Source organism: Mycolicibacter sp. MU0102 (assembly GCF_963378105.1).
GTDB classification, from domain to species: Bacteria; Actinomycetota; Actinomycetes; order Mycobacteriales; family Mycobacteriaceae; genus Mycobacterium; species Mycobacterium holstebronense.
In genome coordinates, this window is record NZ_OY726398.1 from 3797852 (window position 1) to 3814823 (window position 16972).

The window sequence follows — 16972 nt, forward strand, 5'->3', positions numbered from 1 at the left end:
CGAACTGCTCCTTTAGCTGGAGGTACTGGTGGTCAAAACTTCGTGGTCGTCTTCGGTGATCAGAACGGCCTCACGCCCGAATACCGCGCCCACCCCGGGTTCGAACACGTAACCGGTGACGGCCAGCACCATTCCCGGTTCCAGCCGTCCGGACGCCGCGGTCTGCGGCAGGTGCGCCGACACCACCGGCGGGTCGAATCCCAGCCCCAGACCGTGGGCCACCGGAACCGGCGGCAGCGGTTCCCCGGCGTCGGCGTAGGCGCTCAGCAGCGCACTGCCGGATGCGCCGGGACGGCAGGCGCCAGACAGCTTCTTCCACAACCCATCCCAGCGCCGGTAGAGCGCGGCGGTACTGTTGTCGGAACTACCGCCGACCGCGAAGGTGCGTCCCACCTCTCCGAGATAGCCGCCGGCGAGCACAGCTGCCGAGATCGCCACCAGGTCCCCAGCCCGGACCCGGCCGCCGCCACCCGCACGCCGCCACGGGTATTCCCGCGAGGTCACCCAGACGACGTCTTGGTTGGCCGGGGTGGCGGCCCCTCCCGCGCTCATCGCCTCCATCAGCACCCCGGCCAACGTCTGTTCGCTGACGCCGTCGTCCACTGCGACCGCTGCCGCTGCCAACGCCGACGCGGCGATGGCCACCGCGGTCCGCAGCGCCGCGACTTCCTCGGCGGTCTTGATGGACCGCGCGGCCCGCATGGCGGGTTCCCCGTCGACGAGTTCGGCTTGCGGGAAGGCCAGTGGGAGCAGTTGGGCGAACAGCGGTGACATGGCATCGGTTCCGACCCGTCGTGCGGCCATTGCCCCGTCGAGATGCGCCAGCGCGGCAATGATGTTCGTCGGATTCCACGAAACCTCGTTCAGGTGATCGCGCGGAATGTCCTCGGGTACACGTTGCTCGGAGGAGCGCAGCAGGTGAACCGCGCCGGTTGCTCGCACCAGTACGCAGTTGGGAGCAAACGAACGAGTGCCAGCCATCCAGCGCTGCGGGGTGCCGGTGAGGTAGCGGACGTTGGCCTGACGCCCCAACACCAGCACATCGAGGTCGTGGGCTTCCATCTGGGCCAGCGCGCGCTCACGTCTCCCGCAGCTCAGCGCCAGCGCATCCGACGCAACCTCAGTAGGCATACGGCGCCTCGGGATCGTCGGTCAAGGAGAGGAAGCCGTCCTCGGTGACCACCACGACGTGCTTGCGGCGGTATCCGCCGGACCCGTCCTGCCACACCCTCGGCTCCAGCACCAGCACCATGCCCGGCTCGAACACGAAGTTCTCGTCGAATTCGGCACCCAGGTCGGTGCCGATCATCGGCGCTTCACCGGCGGTCACCCCAAGGCCGTGACCGAGGTGGCCGTGCGGCAGCCATGGCCGCCGTCCGCCGTTGGCGGCAGTGGCCACTCGGGCCAGTTCTCCAGCGGTGGCACCGGCCCGCGTCACGTCGAGCACGGCGGCAAGAACCGCATGCCACTGTCGAAACTGCGCCTGCTGGCGTGGTGTCGGGTCGGCGCCGACGAGCCAGGTGTGACCGAAGGCCGAGCAGTATCCGCCGTAGCTGATCGAGGCGTCAGACCACACCACATCACCCACGGACAGCTCACGGCCGGAACCCGTCGTCGACAGCTCGCCGGGCCTCACCTGCCAGATCGGTTCGAGCATGATGGCGTCGGCGCCGCATTCGAAAGCGCGGCGCAGGAAGTGCGCCGACAGGTCGCGCTGCCCGACGCCGGGACTCAGCCTCGCCCGCACCTCGGCCATCACCCGCCCGGTGATCTGACACGCGGTCCGGATATAAGACAATTCGTCGGCGGTCTTGGTCAACTTGGCGGCATTGACCACCTGCGCCGCATCGACCGGCCGGCGCGCCGCGAACAGCCGCTGCTGGGCGCGCCGCATGGCACCGGTGCACTCGTCGACCCCGACCACAGCGGTGCCCGGGATCAGCTCGGCGATGACTCGGGCGAATTGGTCGACACCTTCGTCGCATTCGAGGAACGCCGGCGGGTGCAGGTGATCGGCGGCCAGATCGGATTCCCAGGCGTTGCGCTCGGGCGCGAACAGATGCGGCAACGGGTCGTCGGCAAGCACCACGGCGATCGGTCGATCGATGTGGGACAGACCCGCGTCACCCGGCCGCCAGCTGGTACCGGTGGCATAGGTGACGGCGTCATTGCCCAACAACACCAGGGCGTCGATGCCCCGCTCGGCCATCGCAGCCCGCAGCCGCCCGCCGGTCTCCCGACGCAGTCGCGCCCGGTCCGGAGCTTCTGCGATCTCTACGCCGCCGGCCGCGACCGAGAGCGTTGCCGCAGCAGCCGCCATCACACACCCAAGAATGCTTTGATGTTGCTGCTCACCACTTTCGCCGCGTCCTGCGGTCCCAGGGCTGCGACAACGTTGGCCAATGACTTCTCCGAGTAGCCAAAGGTGCTCTCGTTGTGCGGGTAGTCCGACGACCACATCACCTTGTCCACCCCGATCTGATCGATCAGTCGCAGGCCAAGCGGGTCGACCATGAACGATGCACTCATGTGGGTGTCCCAATAGTGGCGGATGTCGTGTTGCAGTTGGTGGGTGAACATGTGCTGATAGGAGGCCAGCAGGTGTTCGGCGTCCTGCAAAGCGGTGGGAACCCAGGCGATCCCGCCTTCGAACCAGCCGATCCGCAGTCCCGGGTGACGGTCGAGGATGCCGGAGAAGATGTATTTGGCGAACTGTTCGCGGAACGAGTCGACATTGACCATCATGCCCACCACGACACTGTTGACCTCGCACGGCGTCTTCGGCGGGGTCTCACCGATGTGGTGGGTGATCGGTAGCCCGGCCTGCTCGATCTCATCCCAGACCGGATCCATCACCCGGGCACCGAAATCGATAATGTTGCCGTCGTCGTCCTTGCCGGGGTTCAGCGGCAGCAGAAACGTCTTGAGTCCCAAGGACTTCAGTTCAGCCAAGGTGCGCCTGGTACCGGCGGGGTCCCACCAGTTGATCAGGCCCACCCCGTAGAAGTGGCCGTTCGACCGCTCCTGCAACTCGGCCATGTACTCGTTGTAGATGCGGAAAACCCGCTCCCGCAGCTCTTTGTCGGGGAAATGAAACAACGCCAGTACCGCGTTGGGGAACGCCAGTTCCTTGTCGACGCCGTCGGTGGCCAGCTCGGCGATCCGTGCCTCGATGTTGCTGCTGGCCGCACCGGCCAGATCGTCGTATTGCATGAGCACCGCGGAGAAGTCGCCCGGTAGGAACGACTGCCCCTTGCGGCCGACCATGTACGCGCCGTCCTCGTACCAGATGCGGGGCGCCTTGTCCTTGAGGTCCTCGGGGAACCGTTGGTAGAAGATGTCGTCGGCGATCGAGATGTGGTTGTCGGCGGAGAACACTTCGGTACCGGCCGGCAGCCCGACACCAGCGATGCCCGCGCCGACGCGTCCGTGCCGGTCTTTGGGCGCCCCGTAGCCGCCGGCGGGATAGAAAGCTGTGTCTTGAGTTGATGTGCTGGCCATGTCAATCCACTTCCAATCGGGGCGGTTACCAGGTGACGGGGAGTTCGTAGACGCCGTAGGCGAGCCGGTCGTTCTTGAACGGGATCTCGCCGATGTCCACCGCCAGCTTCAGGGTGGGGATGCGCTGGAACAGGGTGCGGAAGGCGATCACCATCTCGGCGCGGGCCAGCTGCTGACCGACGCACTGGTGCGGGCCGAATCCGAACGCCATGTGCTGGCGAGCCGGTCGCGCCAGGTCCAGCACATCCGGCTCGGGGAAGACCGAGGCATCCCAGTTGGCCGGCGCCAAGTCGATGATGATGCCCTCACCGGCGCGAATGGTCTCGCCGCCGATCTCGATGTCCTCAAGTGCCACCCGGCGCTGGCCGGTGTGGATGATCGACAGGTAGCGCAGCAGTTCCTCGATCGCGTTGGCGATCGCGGCGTTGTCGTTGCCGCGGAACACCGCTGTCCTCTCGGCGATCTTGCCGGGTTCGTGTAGCAACGCCACGATGCCCAGGCCGATCATGTTCGCGGTGGTCTCATGCCCGGCGATGAGCATCCCGGTGCCCAGCTGGGTGGCCTCGCGCACCGACAGCTCACCGTTTTTCACCCGCTTGCCCAAGTCGGAGACCATGTCGTCGGTCGGTTCGGCCATCCGGGTCTCGAGCAGCTGGACCAGGTACTTGGAGAGTCCGGTGGCGCCCTCAGCGAGATCGTCGGAGGTGGCGTTGCGGTCCACGCCCATGGTGGCGTGCTGCTGGAAGAACTCGTGGTCCTCATAGGGCACGCCGAGCAGTTCGCTGATCACCAGGGAGGGAATCGGCAGCGCGAATCCCTCGATCAGGTCGGCCGGTTGCGGCCCGGCCAAGATCGCGTCGATGTGTTCGTCGGTGATGCGTTGCGCGACCGGGGCCAGGGCGTCGACCCGTTTCATGGTCAGGCCCGGGGACAGAATCCGCCGGTACCGGATGTGTTCGGCGCCGTCGGTGGTGAACACCGACTTGGGTCGGTGGTCGACGCTGGCGCGCATCATCTCGTTCCAGTGCGGGAACCCGGGCTGGTGGTCGTCGACGCTCACGCGGGGATCGGAGAACAGGGTGCGCACCGCCTCATAGCCGGTGATCAGCCACGGGGTGCTGCCGTCCCAGATCCGCACCCGGCTCAGCGGCCGCCGCGCTGCCAGCGTCATGGTCTCCGGCGGTGGCGCGAACGGGCACCGGCCGTCGCGGCTCATCGGATACTCCGGCGTTGCAGTGCTGGCAATGGTGGACGCTTCGGTCACGCTCACTCCTCGACGATCTTGATGGCTCCGGACGGACAGACTTGGGCCGCCTGGCGCACGGCGTCGGCCAACTCCTGCGGCGGGGACTCATCGAGCAGGACGACGACACCGTCCTCATCACGCTGGTCGAACACCCGGGACGCAAACCCCACGCATTGCCCCGAGGACGCGCAGATGTCTTGGTCGACGGTCACTTTCATTGCGGGCCTCCCTGAGCTCCGGTGACCGGAGCGAGCCACAGACCCACGATTGCGTCGATCAGGTCGGATCCGGCTTCGGTCCAGCTGGCGGATGCCGACGCTCCAGATGCCAGCGCGCGCTCGTGTTCGGCGCAGGTGTGCATCAACAGGTTTCGGGCCATCACGTTGCGGGCCTGGTGGACACGCAGTGGAAGATCCGGCAGGCAGGTGTTGATGCCATCGACGACCTGCACCAGCGACGGCGAACTCAGCGCGTCCTTGACGACGATGTTGTGGTAGGCCGGATCGGCCATCACCTGCGCAGCAAATCGCGCATACCAGGTCGGATTGCCTAGCGCAGCAAGGTGATCGGTGAGTGGACGGACCAGGCAGGACACCCAGTGGCGCAGTTCGGCGGAATCCGCCGCGTCCGACACCATCTCTTCGCGCAGCCGTTCGACCGGCACTCGGTGGCGGCGCTCGATCTCGCGGACCAAGTCGGTCTTGGTGCCGAAGTGGTATCCGACGGCGGCGTTGTTGCCCTGGCCGGCGGCTTCGCTGACCTGCCGATTGGAGACCGCGAACACCCCGTGTTCGGCGAACAGCCGTTCGGCCGCGGTCAGGATCGCTTCCCGCGTGCTGCTGGCTCGTTCAGCCCGCACGGCCCGATCAGCGGTGGTCACGGCGTCAGTCAACCGCGATTCACAGTTTAAGTCAAGCGATTGATTTAATTTTTTGCAGCATCCGCCGGCTTGCTGCGGCGACGGATCGCCTTGCCTGCGACGGTTCCGCCGTCCACCGGCAGCACCACGCCCGTCACGTACCGGGAGCGCTCACCGGCAAGGTAAAGCGCAGCTTCGGCGACGTCGGCCGCGGTTCCCTCCCGCTTCAGGGGCCGGTCGGCCCGCATCGTCTCGCGAATCGCCGCTTCGTACCGTTCCAGGTCCTCCGGATCCAGGTTCGCCGCCGCCGACGACGCCACGAACGGCGTCGGAACGTTGCCGGGGGCAATGGCATTGACCCGGATGTCGTAATGAGCCAGCTCGATCGCCGCGGACTTGGTGAACTGGATGACCGCGGCTTTCGACGCGCGGTAGGTCATCACCCCGCCGCCGGCCTGGATGCCGCCGATCGAGGTCAGATTGAGGATCGACCCGCCGCCGGCCTTGGACATGTACCGGGCGGCGTCGCGAGTACCGGCCATCACGCCGAGCACGTTGACCGCCATGATGCGGTGAAAATCGGCCAGGTCGTCGTCGAGAAACCTGTTGTGCATGGTGCCCGAGACACCGGCGTTGTTGACCATGATGTCCAGTCCCCCGAACGTCTCGACGGCCGTTTCGACCAGCGCGCCCACTTGGGCCGGTTCGGAGACGTCGGCGACCCGGAACGTCGCATCCGCACCCAGTTGTCCCGCGAGCGCTTCGCCGCGTTCGCGATCCAGATCGGCGATGACGACGCGTGCCCCCTCGGCGAGGAATCGCTCGGCGATCCCGCGACCGATACCCGATGCACCTCCGGTGACGATTGCCACCTTGCCGGCCAATTCGTTGCCCATCTGCACCCTTCCGCCGCGACCGTGCTCGTCGTTCGACTCAACCCGTTTCCCCGAGTTCAGTCAAGCGACTGATTTAAATGGTCAGGAGACCTAGAGTCGGCAGGATGACAGGCCCCTTCTCGGCTGATGATCGGCTGGAGATCTCCGCGCTGCTCTATCGCTACGCCCGCGCCGTCGACACCAAGGACTGGACGCTGTATCGGTCGGTGTTCACCGAGGATGCCGTCATCGACTACTCATCAGCGGGCGCGATCTGCGGCACACGTGACGAAGTCGCCGATTGGCTGGCGAGCGGCTTTGAGGCAATCCCGATGTCGATGCACTACATCACCAATATCGAAGTACTGGAATACCGCGGCGATTCCGCAGTCGCGCAGGCAATGTTCTACAACCCCATGCAGCTGCCCGGCATGACGGGCTTGAGCTACTGCGGTGGCTACTACCACCATGAACTGGTCCGCACCGGCGACGGCTGGCGCAGTGCGCATCTGCGCGAAGAGAACGTCTGGTTCACCAATGCCCCGGCCTCAGTCCAGGAAGTCCAGCAGTAGGCCATTGACCTGTTCGGCCTGCTCGATCTGCGGGCAATGGCCGGCGCCGTCCACCACGACCGCGCGCCCGTCGGGTATCTGGTCGGCGATCTGGACAGCCCAGCCGGGCGGGAGCAGCTTGTCGCAGGCACCTTCGACCACCAGCGTGGGTACCGAAATACGTTCGTAGCGGCGACTGCTCGACGCCGGTGGTGGCGTCTCGGCTCCGGGCCGGCGGAACCGGGCCGCCGCCACCGCCTCCCAGGCCCCGGGCGCCACACTCGATGCATGACGCCGCGCGACGTAGTCGTCGTCGGCCGGATAGGCCGGATCGTGAAACAGCGCTGCCACGATCCGGCGCATCGCGGGCACCGTCGCGTCGTAGTCGTAGAGCGCGGCCATGTGTTCGTTCTGCTGGATCTCCCCGCCCCCGCAGATGAGCACCAGTCGCCGCACCGGCAACTGCGGCGCATCGGACGTGGTGTCGACCAGCAGCATGATCGCGCCCATCGAATTGCCCACGAAATCAGCGGATTCGACTCCCAGTGCCGCGCAGAACCGCGCGACGTGGCGGATCCGCATGCCGCGCCCGTCGTTGAAGTCGATGACCTTGGCCGACTCACCGAACCCGAGCAGGTCCGGCGCCAGTACCCGATAGCGCTCGGCCAGTGCGGGAATGGTTCTTTCCCAGCCGAGTTCCGCGCCGGCGCCGAACTCGCCGCCGTGCAGCAGAACCGCCGCGGGACCGAACGGGTCTCCCGCCTCCAGGTACGAAGTGTTCAGGCCGTCCACGACGACGGTCTTGCGGGTAACCAGCACGGGGACTCCTCAGTCGGGGATCAGCGGACCGGTCGGCCGGGTCGTGGTGGCGTGCACCAATAGTTCGGCGAGTTCGGCGGGGCGGCTCAGGAACGGTGAGTGCGAGGCGTCGATGGCCAGGGGCTCTACCCCGAGCCGCCCGCAGACCAGGTCCGCCAGCCAGCGCGGATAGGCACGGTCCTGCTCGCAGCGAATGAAGCTGCGGCCGATATCGGCCGACCAGAAGTGCGGCACCGATACCGGCGCAACCGTCGTCTCACCGAACCGTTCCGGCCCGAGTCGTTCGAAGGCCCACCGCAGCGTGTCGTCATCGCAATCGTGGTAGAAGTACTGCCGCGCGCCGTCGATGTCGGCGAAGGTCATCGTCCCGTCGTCGGCGAAGTGCAGGTAGCTCAGCATGTCAGCGGCCGCGGTGTCGAAGAACTGCGCTCCCTCGCTGCCCATCGTCATCGCATCGGTGTAGCTGCGGCCCTCCCTGGGCAGGGCCGCGGCAAGATAGATGATGTGGCGCACCAGATCCGGGGCACTGTCGGCGCCCAGGGTGGCGTCGAAGCCACCCCCGGAGTGCCCGACCAGAACATCGCCGGGTTGCAGCACCGAGGCCACGGCCTCTCGGCGGTTGGCCAGGGTGGACTCCTCATGGAGTCGGGCACCGTGGCCGGGTAGGTCGACGGCGATACCGGTGTGGCCGATCTTCGACAACTCCGCGATGGTGCGACTCCAGCACCACGCTGCGTGAAACCCACCGTGCACGAAGACAAATCGCATGATGCTCCCAACCCGGGCTATTTGATCGCGATCGGGTTCACCGGCGATCCGACTCCGCCGGTCACCCGCAGGGGCGGCGCCACCAGCTGGAACTCGTAGCGGCCGTCGGCGGCACAATCTGCGGCCAGCGCGCCGAGGTCCCAGTACTCCCCGAGCATCAACCCCATGTCGCGCAGGCACAGCATGTGTAGGGGCAGATAGGTTCCCTCAACGCCGGAGACCGGGTCCTCGACCATCAAATTGTCCGCGGCCACGGCGGCGACGTCATGGGCGTGCAGCCAGGAGGCGCACCGCCAGTCCAGTCCCGCGCCCGGTTCGGCGCCGTTGCCGGTCACCGAAAACCGTTCCCACCAACCGGTTCGGACCACCACGATGTCGCCGGTCCCGACGCTGACATTCTGGGCGCGGGCGACCTCGTCGAGTTCCTCGGGGGTGATCGGGGTGCCCAAAGGCAGGAAGGTGTCCGCTCCGCGGTGCGCGACCACATCGAGAAGAACACCCCGCGAGGTGATCCCCTTGCCGTCGACTTTGTCGATCCCGCAGTGGTAGGCGCCCTGGCTGGTCACCGAGGCCGCCGGGAAGCCGTTGTAGAGCTGGTCGTCGTAGTAGACGTGCGAGAGCGCGTCCCACTGGCTGGCGGCCTGCAACGGCATCACGATCATGTCGTCGTTGAACCGGAACGGGTTGTCAACGAAGAACTCGCCCAGCTGCTGCGCGACGATATTGCGGTGCCATTCCGGGCCGTATTGCGCCAGCGTGCTCACGTCGCCGCCGTCGACGGTCATCACGTGAATCGGGTTGTGCCGGAACTGGAGCGCGCCCTGCGGTCCCGAGGACCCGAAGTCCACCCCGAGCGGGAACACCTTGCCGTGCCGAACCAGTCCGGCAGCCTCGGTGACCTTCTGCGGCGTGATGAGGTTGAGGGTGCCCAGTTCGTCGGCGTCGCCCCAGCGGCCCCAGTTGCGGACCGTCTCGGCCACCCGCCGGAACTCGGTCAGGTCGGCCACGGCGTCGATCCGTCCGTCAGGGCGGCAGCGACCCGGCCGCCGGTGTTGCCACCGTCGACCCAGAGCACCTGGCCGGTGATGTAGCCGGCCGCCGGACTGTTCAGGAACACCAGCGGTGCAGCCTGTTCGTCGGCGGTGGCGACCCGCCCCAGCGGCTTGGGAATGTCATCGAGAAGGCCCTGCCCATACCTGCTGCGTAGTTGGTCGAGGATCGGGGTTTCGGTGACACCGGGTGCGGTGCAGTTGATCCGGATTCCGCGTTTCGCCAGGGGATCGGCGTTGAGCATGCCGTAGAGGATGATCGCCTCTTTGGACAGCCGGTAGCCGCCGTCGGCAAGCGCGGCGGGATTGGCACGGCACCACTGTAATCCGGCAGCCATGTCATGGGAGTTCAACAGGCCGACCGTGATCTGGGCGTTCTCCCGGTAGGCCGCCGCAGCCAGCGAGGACACATTGGCGATCGCCGATCCCGCCGGCATCGCCGGCAACAGCGATTCGGTGAGGTGACGCAAGCCCAGGAAGTTGATTGTGACCACCCGCTCGGGGTCACCGATGCCCGAGGAGACCCCGGCGACGTTGAACAGCGCATCGACTTGCCCCGCCGCCCGGATCGCTGCGGCGGCTCGATCGATGGACGCCGGATCCGTCAGATCCGTCGCGTGAAATTCGTCGGCGCTTGCCGCAGGCTCGACTCGGTCCAAGCCGACGACCTGCGCCCCGAGCTCACCAAGCTGCGTCACCAGCGCCGCGCCGATTCCCGACGCGCAGCCCGTGACCACGGTCCGTCGACCGTCGTAGCGCCACAGTCCGGACGTCGCGCTCACCGCTGGCCGCGTTCCCGCTCTTCCTTAGCCAGTTGCGCAGCCTGCACCCGACCCTCGTTCATCTCGGCCATCGCCTCGGGGATCTCGGTGGCGGTGAAGGTGCCGCCTCGACCGGTCGGCAATCCGCCGAATGAGTAGGACTCGTCGAATGCCGGTGCGGTGGGCGCTTGTCGACGGGCCTCCAGCTTCTCCAGCACCGGCTCAAGCCGCTTGGCCTTCTCGGCGACTGCCTTCTCGTCGCGTTCGATGAACTCCGGCAGCACCTCTTTGCCCATCAGTTCGATGGCCTCCATGGTCGCCTCGTGGCTGCGCGGGTTGAGCAACAGGATGAGCTCATCGACGCCGCTCTCCTCATAGCCACGCAGGAACTCCCTTGCGGTCGCGGGGCTTCCGATTGCCCCGCGGCCCGGCCCATAGGCCAGCGTCGGGTCCTTCTCCACCTCTTCGAGGTAGCGGTTCCACACCCCGGTGCGGCCCGGGGTGTGCTCGCCGGTCATGTAGTAGTGCATGATCCCGAACGAGAAGAATCCGCCGCCGACCCCGAGGCGCGCGATGGCCTGCTCATCGGTGGGGGCCACCATCATCGACAGGTCGCCACCGATGGCCAGGATGTTCGGGTTCACCTGCGGGGTGACCGGGACGCCGTTCTCTTCGAGTTCCTTGTAGTAGCCGTTGACCCGCTCGGCCAGCGGGCCGGGGCCGGTGTAGGCGAAACTCAGTGCGCCGATGCACTTCTGGGCGGCCATCTGCACCGAAGCCGGCCGGGTGCAGGCCACCCAGACCGGCGGATGCGGCTTCTGCATCGGCTTGGGCACCACGTTGCGGGCCGGCATCTGCACGTGCTGGCCGTCAAAGCCGGTAAACGGCTCCTCGGTCATACAGCGAATCGAGACCTCGAGTGCTTCCTCCCACTGGGTCCGCTTGTCGGCCGGATCGATACCGAATCCGCCGAGCTCGGCGATCGAGGATCCCTCCCCGGTACCGAACTCGACCCGGCCACCGGAGAGCAGGTCCAAGGTGGCGACCCGCTCGGCCACCCGGGCGGGGTGGTTGACCACCGGGGGCAGGTGCATGATCCCGAAACCCAGCCGGATGTTCTTGGTCCGCTGGCTGGCCGCGGCCAGGAACATCTCCGGCGCGGTGGCGTGGCAGTACTCCTCCAGGAAGTGGTGCTCGGTGAGCCAGACCGTGGAGAACCCGGCCTTGTCGGCCAGCTCCACCTCGTCCAGGCCGTCGGAGAACAGCAGGCGTTCATCGTCGTCGGACCATGGACGCGGCAGCGCGAACTCGTAGAACAGTGAGATCTTCACGTTTTACCTCCTGGGCGATTGGTTGGGAGTCTGCGATTCGGCGGAAGGATGGCGATCAGAAATATCGGCAAGGTGTTGGGCGGCGACGTAGCCGAAGGTCATCGCGGGGCCGATGGTTGCGCCGGCGCCGGCGTAGCTGCGGCCCATCACCGGGGCCGAGGTGTTGCCCACCGCGTAGAGGCCCTCGATCACCGAGTCGTCGGTGCGTAGTACCCGGGCGTGCTCGTCGGTACGCAGACCACCCGAGGTGCCCAGATCGCCGAGGATGATGCGGAACGCGTAATAGGGCGGCTTGCCCAGTGGGTACAGGTTGGGGTTGGGCAGCGTCGGGTCCCCGTAGTAGTTGTCATAGACACTGTCGCCGCGATGGAAGTCGTCATCGTGGCCGGCGCGGGCCAGCTCGTTGAACCGCTGCGCCGTGCTGCGCAGCCTTTCGGCCGGAACGCCGATCTCGCCGGCCAGCTCCGCGAAGGAGTTGGCCGCCTTCACCACACCGGAGTCCAGCCAGGCCTGCGGTATTCGGCGCCCGGTCGGCACGGGTGCGCCGGGGATCTTCGGGATCGGCAGGTGTCCGGCGACGACGTAGCGGTGAAAGGATCGCTGGTCGGTGACCAGCCAGCACGGGATGTGGGTGACACCGGCCTGCTGGCCGGCGATCATGGCGTGCGCGAAGTCCATGTAGGGCGCCGCTTCGTTGATGAACCGCTCGCCGTCACCATTGACGATGAATTGGGACGGCATCATGCGTTCGTTGAGCATGAACTGCAGGCGCCCGTCGGGCCAGCACACCGCCGGGAACCACCAGGCCTCGTCGAGCAGGTCGGTAGCCGCGCCGACACGTTCCCCGGCCCGGATGCCGTCGCCGGTGGCCAGCGGGTTTCCGAAGCTCCAATCGTGTTCCAGCACAGGCTGGTGCTGCTGGCGCCACGCCAAGTCGTGGTCGAACCCGCCGCTGGCCAGGATCACACCGCGGCGCGTCGCGATGCGCTGTGTCGCGCCGTCGCGCTGCACCACCGCACCGATCACCGCCCCGGAGTCGTCGGTGATCAGCTCGGTCATCGGTGCGTCCAGCCACAGCGGTATGTCACGTTCGACCATGGCCAGGCGCAGCCGCGCGGCCAGCGATTGGCCGATGGCGGCCATCCTGTCCCCGAACACCCGGGCGCGAAACATCCGCCACAGCAGCTTGACCAGAACCGCTTTGCCCCGCCACGACTGGCGGACTTGGTAGAAGAGCCGAAGGTCCTTGGGGCCCAGCCAGATCCCCTTGGGCGCTAGCGCCAGCGGGGCCAGCAGGTTCTGCTCCTCGTCGCCGAGCTTGCGCAGGTCGATTGCGGGCACGTTGATGGTGCTGCCCAGCTCTGAGCCGCCCGGCAGCTCCGGGTAGTAGTCGGCGTAACCGGGCTTCCAGACGAATTCGAACCAGGAGCTGGTGGCTTCCAAGAATTCCATCATCTGCGGCGCGGCATCCACGTATTGCCGCAGCCGCGCATCACTGACCAGCCCGTCGGTGATGGTGCGCAGGTAGGTGAGGACGTCGTCGGGGTCGGGCACATAGCCCTCCCGGCGCTGCGACGGCGCCCCCGGTACCCAGATGCCGCCGCCGGACAGCGCAGTGGATCCGCCGAAGTACCGCGACTTCTCCACGACCAGGGTGTCCAGGCCGCGGGCGTCGGCGGCCAGTGCCGCGGTCATTCCGCCGCCGCCGGAGCCGATTATGAGCACGTCGACGACGTGGTCTGGTTCGGTCACCGGATCACCTCCGTGGGTTGCGCGGTGCGGATGGCGAACCCGGCGATCAGTTCGGGGGCCGGCCGGTAGTAGCGATGGGTGATGCGGTAGGGGCCCTGCGCCGCGAGCGCACCGAACGCGGCTGCCCAAGTGCGGATCTCGTGCGCGGAGCCACCACCGGACTCGGTGATGAACGCGTTGGACCAGTCGTTGAGGTCGTCGAGGCGGCCGCTGTCCACGATCGACAAGAACCGCTCGTCGAATTCGGGGTTCAGCGGTGCGAGGTCGTTCGTCCCCGCCGCGAAGTCGCGGGCCGCCGCGATCACCGTGTCCTGGCGGGCCTGGCGCTGCTCGGCGCTCATGGCGGTGCCGTGCAGGATCCGGTCCCGGGTGATCGGTGGCGCGGTCGCCAAGGTCGGGATAGGCGGATCATGCGAGAGCCCGCCGGATCCCACCACCAGTACCCGCAGGTCCAGACCGGCCAGGAACTCCCCCACCGCCGCGCCCAGCGCGCGGGCGCGGTGTATCGGCCCGAGCGGGGCGGCGACGGCATTGAGGAAGATCGGGATCACCGGGCACGCCGCGGCGTCTCCAAACAGCCGCTCAAGGGGCTGGGCAACGGCATGGTCGACGTCCATGGAAGCCGAAACAGATACGTCCACACCGTGTTCCAGCACTGCCTGCGCGCACTCGCGCGCAATGTCGGCCGGAACGTTCAGCGACCCGAGGTGCGTGCCGTAGTCACCGATGCCTTGGGCCGCCGTGCCGATGCAGAACGGCGGCATCAGTTGTAGGAAGAACCCGTTGTAGTGGTCCGGCGCAAATATCACCGTCAGCTGCGGGTCGAATTCGGCGACGAAGGTCGCAGCTTCGGCGATCGCGGCCTCGATGTCGTCCATCAATTCACGGGGTGGTCCCGGCAGATTCAGCAGGGGACTGTGGGACATGCAGCACAGGGCCAGTGTCATCGGGGCGATCACCCCCTCGCACGGTCACGGCCAGCACATCAAACAGTCGTGTGCTCACCTCGGGGGCGCGCTGGGCGATGCAGGCCGCGGCGATACAGCGGTCCGGGCGCAGGAACAGCACCGACTCGCTGTGGCGGTCGAACCATGCTTTCAGCTCCCCGGTCCGGTCGCCGACGATGGTGATCGCGGGGTCATCGGCCTGACCGGGAGGAGTCCAGCGCAGCTGGGTCGAGGGCCGCACCGCGATGAAGCTCGCCCCCAGGTCCGTCCACCGCGCGAAGGCGTCTTCGCCGAGCAGCACCCGGGGATTGTTGTTCCAGGCCAGTACCGCGAACCCAGTGCCGATCACGTCGTCCAGGAGAAGGTCTGTGCCGCTGCGGGTATCGACGCGGGGCTGGATGAACAGGGTTCCCGCCGGAGAATCGGGCCGGCGTGGCTGGTCATGGACGACTGCGCCCTGCTCATAGCGCGGCATCGGCTTGAACCGCATCTCCAGCACGTAGCGTTTGAGGGTCGGTACCGCCGAGGCGGCACGGATCACCCGGTCGCGCAGGCCGGCGACGCGCCGGTTGGTCGGCGAGATCACCTTGCCCACCATCGTGGAGAGGTCGATCATCGCGCGGGCATGCTTGCGCCGCTCGGTGTCGTAGCTGTCCAGCAGGCTGGGCCCAGCCTGTCCCCGGACCACCGCGGCCAGCTTCCAGCCCAGGTTCATCGCGTCGCGAATCCCGCTGTTGTAGCCCTGGCCCTGCCAGACCGGCATCAGATGGGCGGCGTCGCCGGCCAGCAGCAGCCGCCCGCGGCGGAAGGCCCCGGCGATCCGGGAGTGGTGGGTGTAGAGCCGATGGCGGATCACGTCGACGTCGTGTGGATGCGGCAAGAACGGGGCCAGCATGGCCGCGACGAATTCGGGATCCTCTGCCTGCTCATCGGTCTCGTCGGCGTGGATCATGAACTCGAACCGGCGAATACCGTGCGCAATCGAGATCGATGCGTACGGGCGCGCCGGGTCGGCTCCGACCTCACTGTTGGGATGACCGAGCGGGTCATTGGCGATGTCGACCACCAGCCAGCGCGTCGAGGAGGTGGTGCCGTCGAAAGACACGCCCATCAGCCGGCGGGTGGCGCTGCGCCCGCCGTCGCACCCGATCACGTACCGAGCCGAGACCGTCTGGGGTTCCAGTCCCTCGCCGCCAATGCTCACCGTGACCGAATTGGGGGTCTCGGCGATCCCGGACATCGGCCGGCCCCACAACACCTGGACGTGGTCGAAGCGCTCCAGGCCGCGCAGCAGTTCTGCGTCGACCAGTGGCTGTACGAAGCCGTTGCGCTTGGGCCAGCCGAAACAGGCGTCGGCGGGCGCCATTTCGGCCAGCAGTCGCCGGCGGCCGTCGTAGAACCGCAGGATCTGGTTCGGGACGGTATGCGGCAGCACGGCATCCACCAGGCCGATCGCCTGGAAGGTGCGCAGCGACTCATCGTCAAGGCCGACCCCGCGGGGATAGTCGATGAGGGTATCGCGGTCCTCGACGACCAGGGTGCGAATCCCTTGCAGGCCGAGGATATTGGCCAGGGTCAGGCCGACCGGTCCCGCGCCGACCACGACGACTTCGACATCACTGAGCGCAACCACGCTAGCGCTCCAGCAGGAATTCCAGGTGAAGGCGGTTGAAGGTCTCGGGGTCCTCATACTGTGGCCAGTGGCCGCAGCCGGGCATCAGTTCAAACCGGGCGCCCGGGATCATCGATGCGATCCGCTTGCCCTCTTCGACGTCGGCCGTCGGGTCGTCGCTGGTCCAGACCACCAGGGTGGGCGCAGTGATTTTTCCGTATTCGGCGGGCCCCAACAGGTTCCGCGCCCGGATCTGCGGGTCCTGCAGCGCCATGATGTCGCGCATCGCGTCGACGAATCCCGGCAGCCGGTAGATCCGCTGGCGGCTGGCGACGATGTCGTCGTAGTCCTTGCTCTTATCGGCCATCAGCCACTTGATACGCGCCTGGACCGTTTCCCAGCTTGGATTCTCGACCGCAGCCATCGACAACGTGATGATTCGCTTCATCACCTCGGGGTCAGCCTGGGAACCACCCGCGGTGTTGAGCACCAACCGGTGGACCCGGTCCGGGTAGTCGATGGCGGCGCGCGCCGCAACCCATCCGCCGAGGGATTCGCCGCTGATACTGGCCGTCTGCGCACCGATCGCGTCCAGCACATCCATCAGGTGCGCCACGTAGTGGCCGACCTCCAGGGGATGACCGGGCTTGTCGGTGTAGCCGTGACCGAGCATGTCCACCGACCAGGTCCAGAAATGCTCGGCGTGTGCGGCGAGATTGCGGACGTAGGCCTCGGCGTGCCCGCCGGAGCCGTGCAGCAGCACCAGAACCGGCTTGGCCGGGTCGCCGGCCCGCAAGTACCGGGTGCGCACACCGCGCGCATCAAGGTAGCCCTGCTCGAACGCGACGCCCTGGAGGTCACTCCAGACGCTCTCGAACTCCGGCACCGCCCACCTCTTCCC

17 protein-coding genes are annotated in these 16972 nt (G+C 67.1%); 1 reads left to right on the forward strand and 16 read right to left on the reverse strand.

The features are described 5' to 3' along the window. Positions 1-12: 12 nt before the first annotated feature. From RCP37_RS17930 to RCP37_RS17960, 7 genes are read right to left on the reverse strand one after another with little or no spacing between them, the layout of a single operon-like run. Complete coding sequence (locus tag RCP37_RS17930; RefSeq protein ID WP_308484336.1) at positions 13-1131, reverse strand: M24 family metallopeptidase; 1119 nt, start codon at positions 1129-1131, stop codon at positions 13-15. Next, the gene (locus RCP37_RS17935; RefSeq protein ID WP_308484337.1) at positions 1121-2320 is read right to left on the reverse strand and encodes a M24 family metallopeptidase; all 1200 of its coding nucleotides are present in this window, start codon (positions 2318-2320) and stop codon (positions 1121-1123) included. The genes RCP37_RS17930 and RCP37_RS17935 overlap by 11 nt, the downstream gene beginning before the upstream one ends. Beyond that, the gene (locus RCP37_RS17940) at positions 2320-3501 is read right to left on the reverse strand and encodes an amidohydrolase family protein (protein WP_308484338.1); all 1182 of its coding nucleotides are present in this window, start codon (positions 3499-3501) and stop codon (positions 2320-2322) included. Before RCP37_RS17940 ends, RCP37_RS17935 begins: the two co-directional genes overlap by 1 nt. A gap of 25 nt (positions 3502-3526) precedes the next feature. Beyond that, positions 3527-4717 (reverse strand): cytochrome P450, encoded by a 1191-nt coding sequence (locus tag RCP37_RS17945; protein WP_308487139.1) that lies wholly within the window; start codon positions 4715-4717, stop codon positions 3527-3529. 50 nt (positions 4718-4767) lie between these two features. Continuing rightward, complete coding sequence (locus tag RCP37_RS17950; protein ID WP_308484339.1) at positions 4768-4965, reverse strand: ferredoxin; 198 nt, start codon at positions 4963-4965, stop codon at positions 4768-4770. Continuing rightward, entirely contained in the window at positions 4962-5627 is a 666-nt protein-coding gene (locus RCP37_RS17955) for a TetR/AcrR family transcriptional regulator (RefSeq protein ID WP_308484340.1), read from the reverse strand. The genes RCP37_RS17950 and RCP37_RS17955 overlap by 4 nt, the downstream gene beginning before the upstream one ends. Positions 5628-5671: 44 nt before the next feature. After that, complete coding sequence (locus tag RCP37_RS17960) at positions 5672-6502, reverse strand: SDR family NAD(P)-dependent oxidoreductase (RefSeq protein ID WP_308484341.1); 831 nt, start codon at positions 6500-6502, stop codon at positions 5672-5674. A gap of 104 nt (positions 6503-6606) precedes the next feature. Between RCP37_RS17960 and RCP37_RS17965 the strand changes: the two genes are divergently transcribed. After that, positions 6607-7053 (forward strand): nuclear transport factor 2 family protein, encoded by a 447-nt coding sequence (locus tag RCP37_RS17965; protein WP_308484342.1) that lies wholly within the window; start codon positions 6607-6609, stop codon positions 7051-7053. On the opposite strand, the gene RCP37_RS17970 is transcribed toward RCP37_RS17965, so the two are convergent. From RCP37_RS17970 to RCP37_RS18010, 9 genes are read right to left on the reverse strand one after another with little or no spacing between them, the layout of a single operon-like run. Continuing rightward, positions 7030-7851 carry an alpha/beta fold hydrolase gene (locus RCP37_RS17970; protein WP_308484343.1) on the reverse strand — a complete coding sequence of 274 codons (822 nt, stop codon included), beginning with the start codon at positions 7849-7851 and terminating at the stop codon, positions 7030-7032. The two genes, RCP37_RS17965 and RCP37_RS17970, sit on opposite strands and share 24 nt — an antisense overlap. 9 nt (positions 7852-7860) lie before the next feature. Beyond that, positions 7861-8619 (reverse strand): alpha/beta fold hydrolase, encoded by a 759-nt coding sequence (locus tag RCP37_RS17975; protein ID WP_308484344.1) that lies wholly within the window; start codon positions 8617-8619, stop codon positions 7861-7863. Between the two features lie 17 nt (positions 8620-8636). Further along, the gene (locus RCP37_RS17980) at positions 8637-9626 is read right to left on the reverse strand and encodes a cyclase family protein (protein WP_308484345.1); all 990 of its coding nucleotides are present in this window, start codon (positions 9624-9626) and stop codon (positions 8637-8639) included. Next, positions 9614-10450, reverse strand: a complete 837-nt coding sequence (locus RCP37_RS17985; protein ID WP_308484346.1) for a coniferyl-alcohol dehydrogenase — start codon at positions 10448-10450, stop codon at positions 9614-9616. The genes RCP37_RS17980 and RCP37_RS17985 overlap by 13 nt, the downstream gene beginning before the upstream one ends. Then, positions 10447-11760, reverse strand: a complete 1314-nt coding sequence (locus tag RCP37_RS17990) for an LLM class flavin-dependent oxidoreductase (RefSeq protein WP_308484347.1) — start codon at positions 11758-11760, stop codon at positions 10447-10449. The genes RCP37_RS17985 and RCP37_RS17990 overlap by 4 nt, the downstream gene beginning before the upstream one ends. Positions 11761-11763: 3 nt before the next feature. Beyond that, a complete protein-coding gene (locus tag RCP37_RS17995) occupies positions 11764-13512 on the reverse strand; it encodes an FAD-binding protein (RefSeq protein WP_308484348.1) in 1749 nt (582 codons plus the stop codon). Beyond that, the gene (locus RCP37_RS18000) at positions 13509-14438 is read right to left on the reverse strand and encodes a 3-carboxyethylcatechol 2,3-dioxygenase (RefSeq protein WP_308484349.1); all 930 of its coding nucleotides are present in this window, start codon (positions 14436-14438) and stop codon (positions 13509-13511) included. The genes RCP37_RS17995 and RCP37_RS18000 overlap by 4 nt, the downstream gene beginning before the upstream one ends. After that, positions 14395-16092, reverse strand: coding sequence for a bifunctional 3-(3-hydroxy-phenyl)propionate/3-hydroxycinnamic acid hydroxylase (locus RCP37_RS18005; protein ID WP_308484350.1), 1698 nt, complete (start codon positions 16090-16092; stop codon positions 14395-14397). Before RCP37_RS18005 ends, RCP37_RS18000 begins: the two co-directional genes overlap by 44 nt. A 1-nt stretch (position 16093) precedes the next feature. Continuing rightward, positions 16094-16957, reverse strand: coding sequence for an alpha/beta fold hydrolase (locus RCP37_RS18010; protein ID WP_308484351.1), 864 nt, complete (start codon positions 16955-16957; stop codon positions 16094-16096). Positions 16958-16972 lie beyond the last annotated feature (15 nt).

Coding starts and splice junctions, on each gene's coding strand:
- RCP37_RS17965 (WP_308484342.1), top strand. CDS start 6,607: ATGACAGGCCCCTTCTCGGCTGATGATCGGCTGGAGATCTCCGCGCTG.
- RCP37_RS17930 (WP_308484336.1), bottom strand. CDS start 1,131: ATGCCTACTGAGGTTGCGTCGGATGCGCTGGCGCTGAGCTGCGGGAGA.
- RCP37_RS17945 (WP_308487139.1), bottom strand. CDS start 4,717: ATGAGCCGCGACGGCCGGTGCCCGTTCGCGCCACCGCCGGAGACCATG.
- RCP37_RS17935 (WP_308484337.1), bottom strand. CDS start 2,320: ATGGCGGCTGCTGCGGCAACGCTCTCGGTCGCGGCCGGCGGCGTAGAG.
- RCP37_RS17960 (WP_308484341.1), bottom strand. CDS start 6,502: ATGGGCAACGAATTGGCCGGCAAGGTGGCAATCGTCACCGGAGGTGCA.
- RCP37_RS17950 (WP_308484339.1), bottom strand. CDS start 4,965: ATGAAAGTGACCGTCGACCAAGACATCTGCGCGTCCTCGGGGCAATGC.
- RCP37_RS17975 (WP_308484344.1), bottom strand. CDS start 8,619: ATGCGATTTGTCTTCGTGCACGGTGGGTTTCACGCAGCGTGGTGCTGG.
- RCP37_RS17940 (WP_308484338.1), bottom strand. CDS start 3,501: ATGGCCAGCACATCAACTCAAGACACAGCTTTCTATCCCGCCGGCGGC.
- RCP37_RS18000 (WP_308484349.1), bottom strand. CDS start 14,438: ATGTCCCACAGTCCCCTGCTGAATCTGCCGGGACCACCCCGTGAATTG.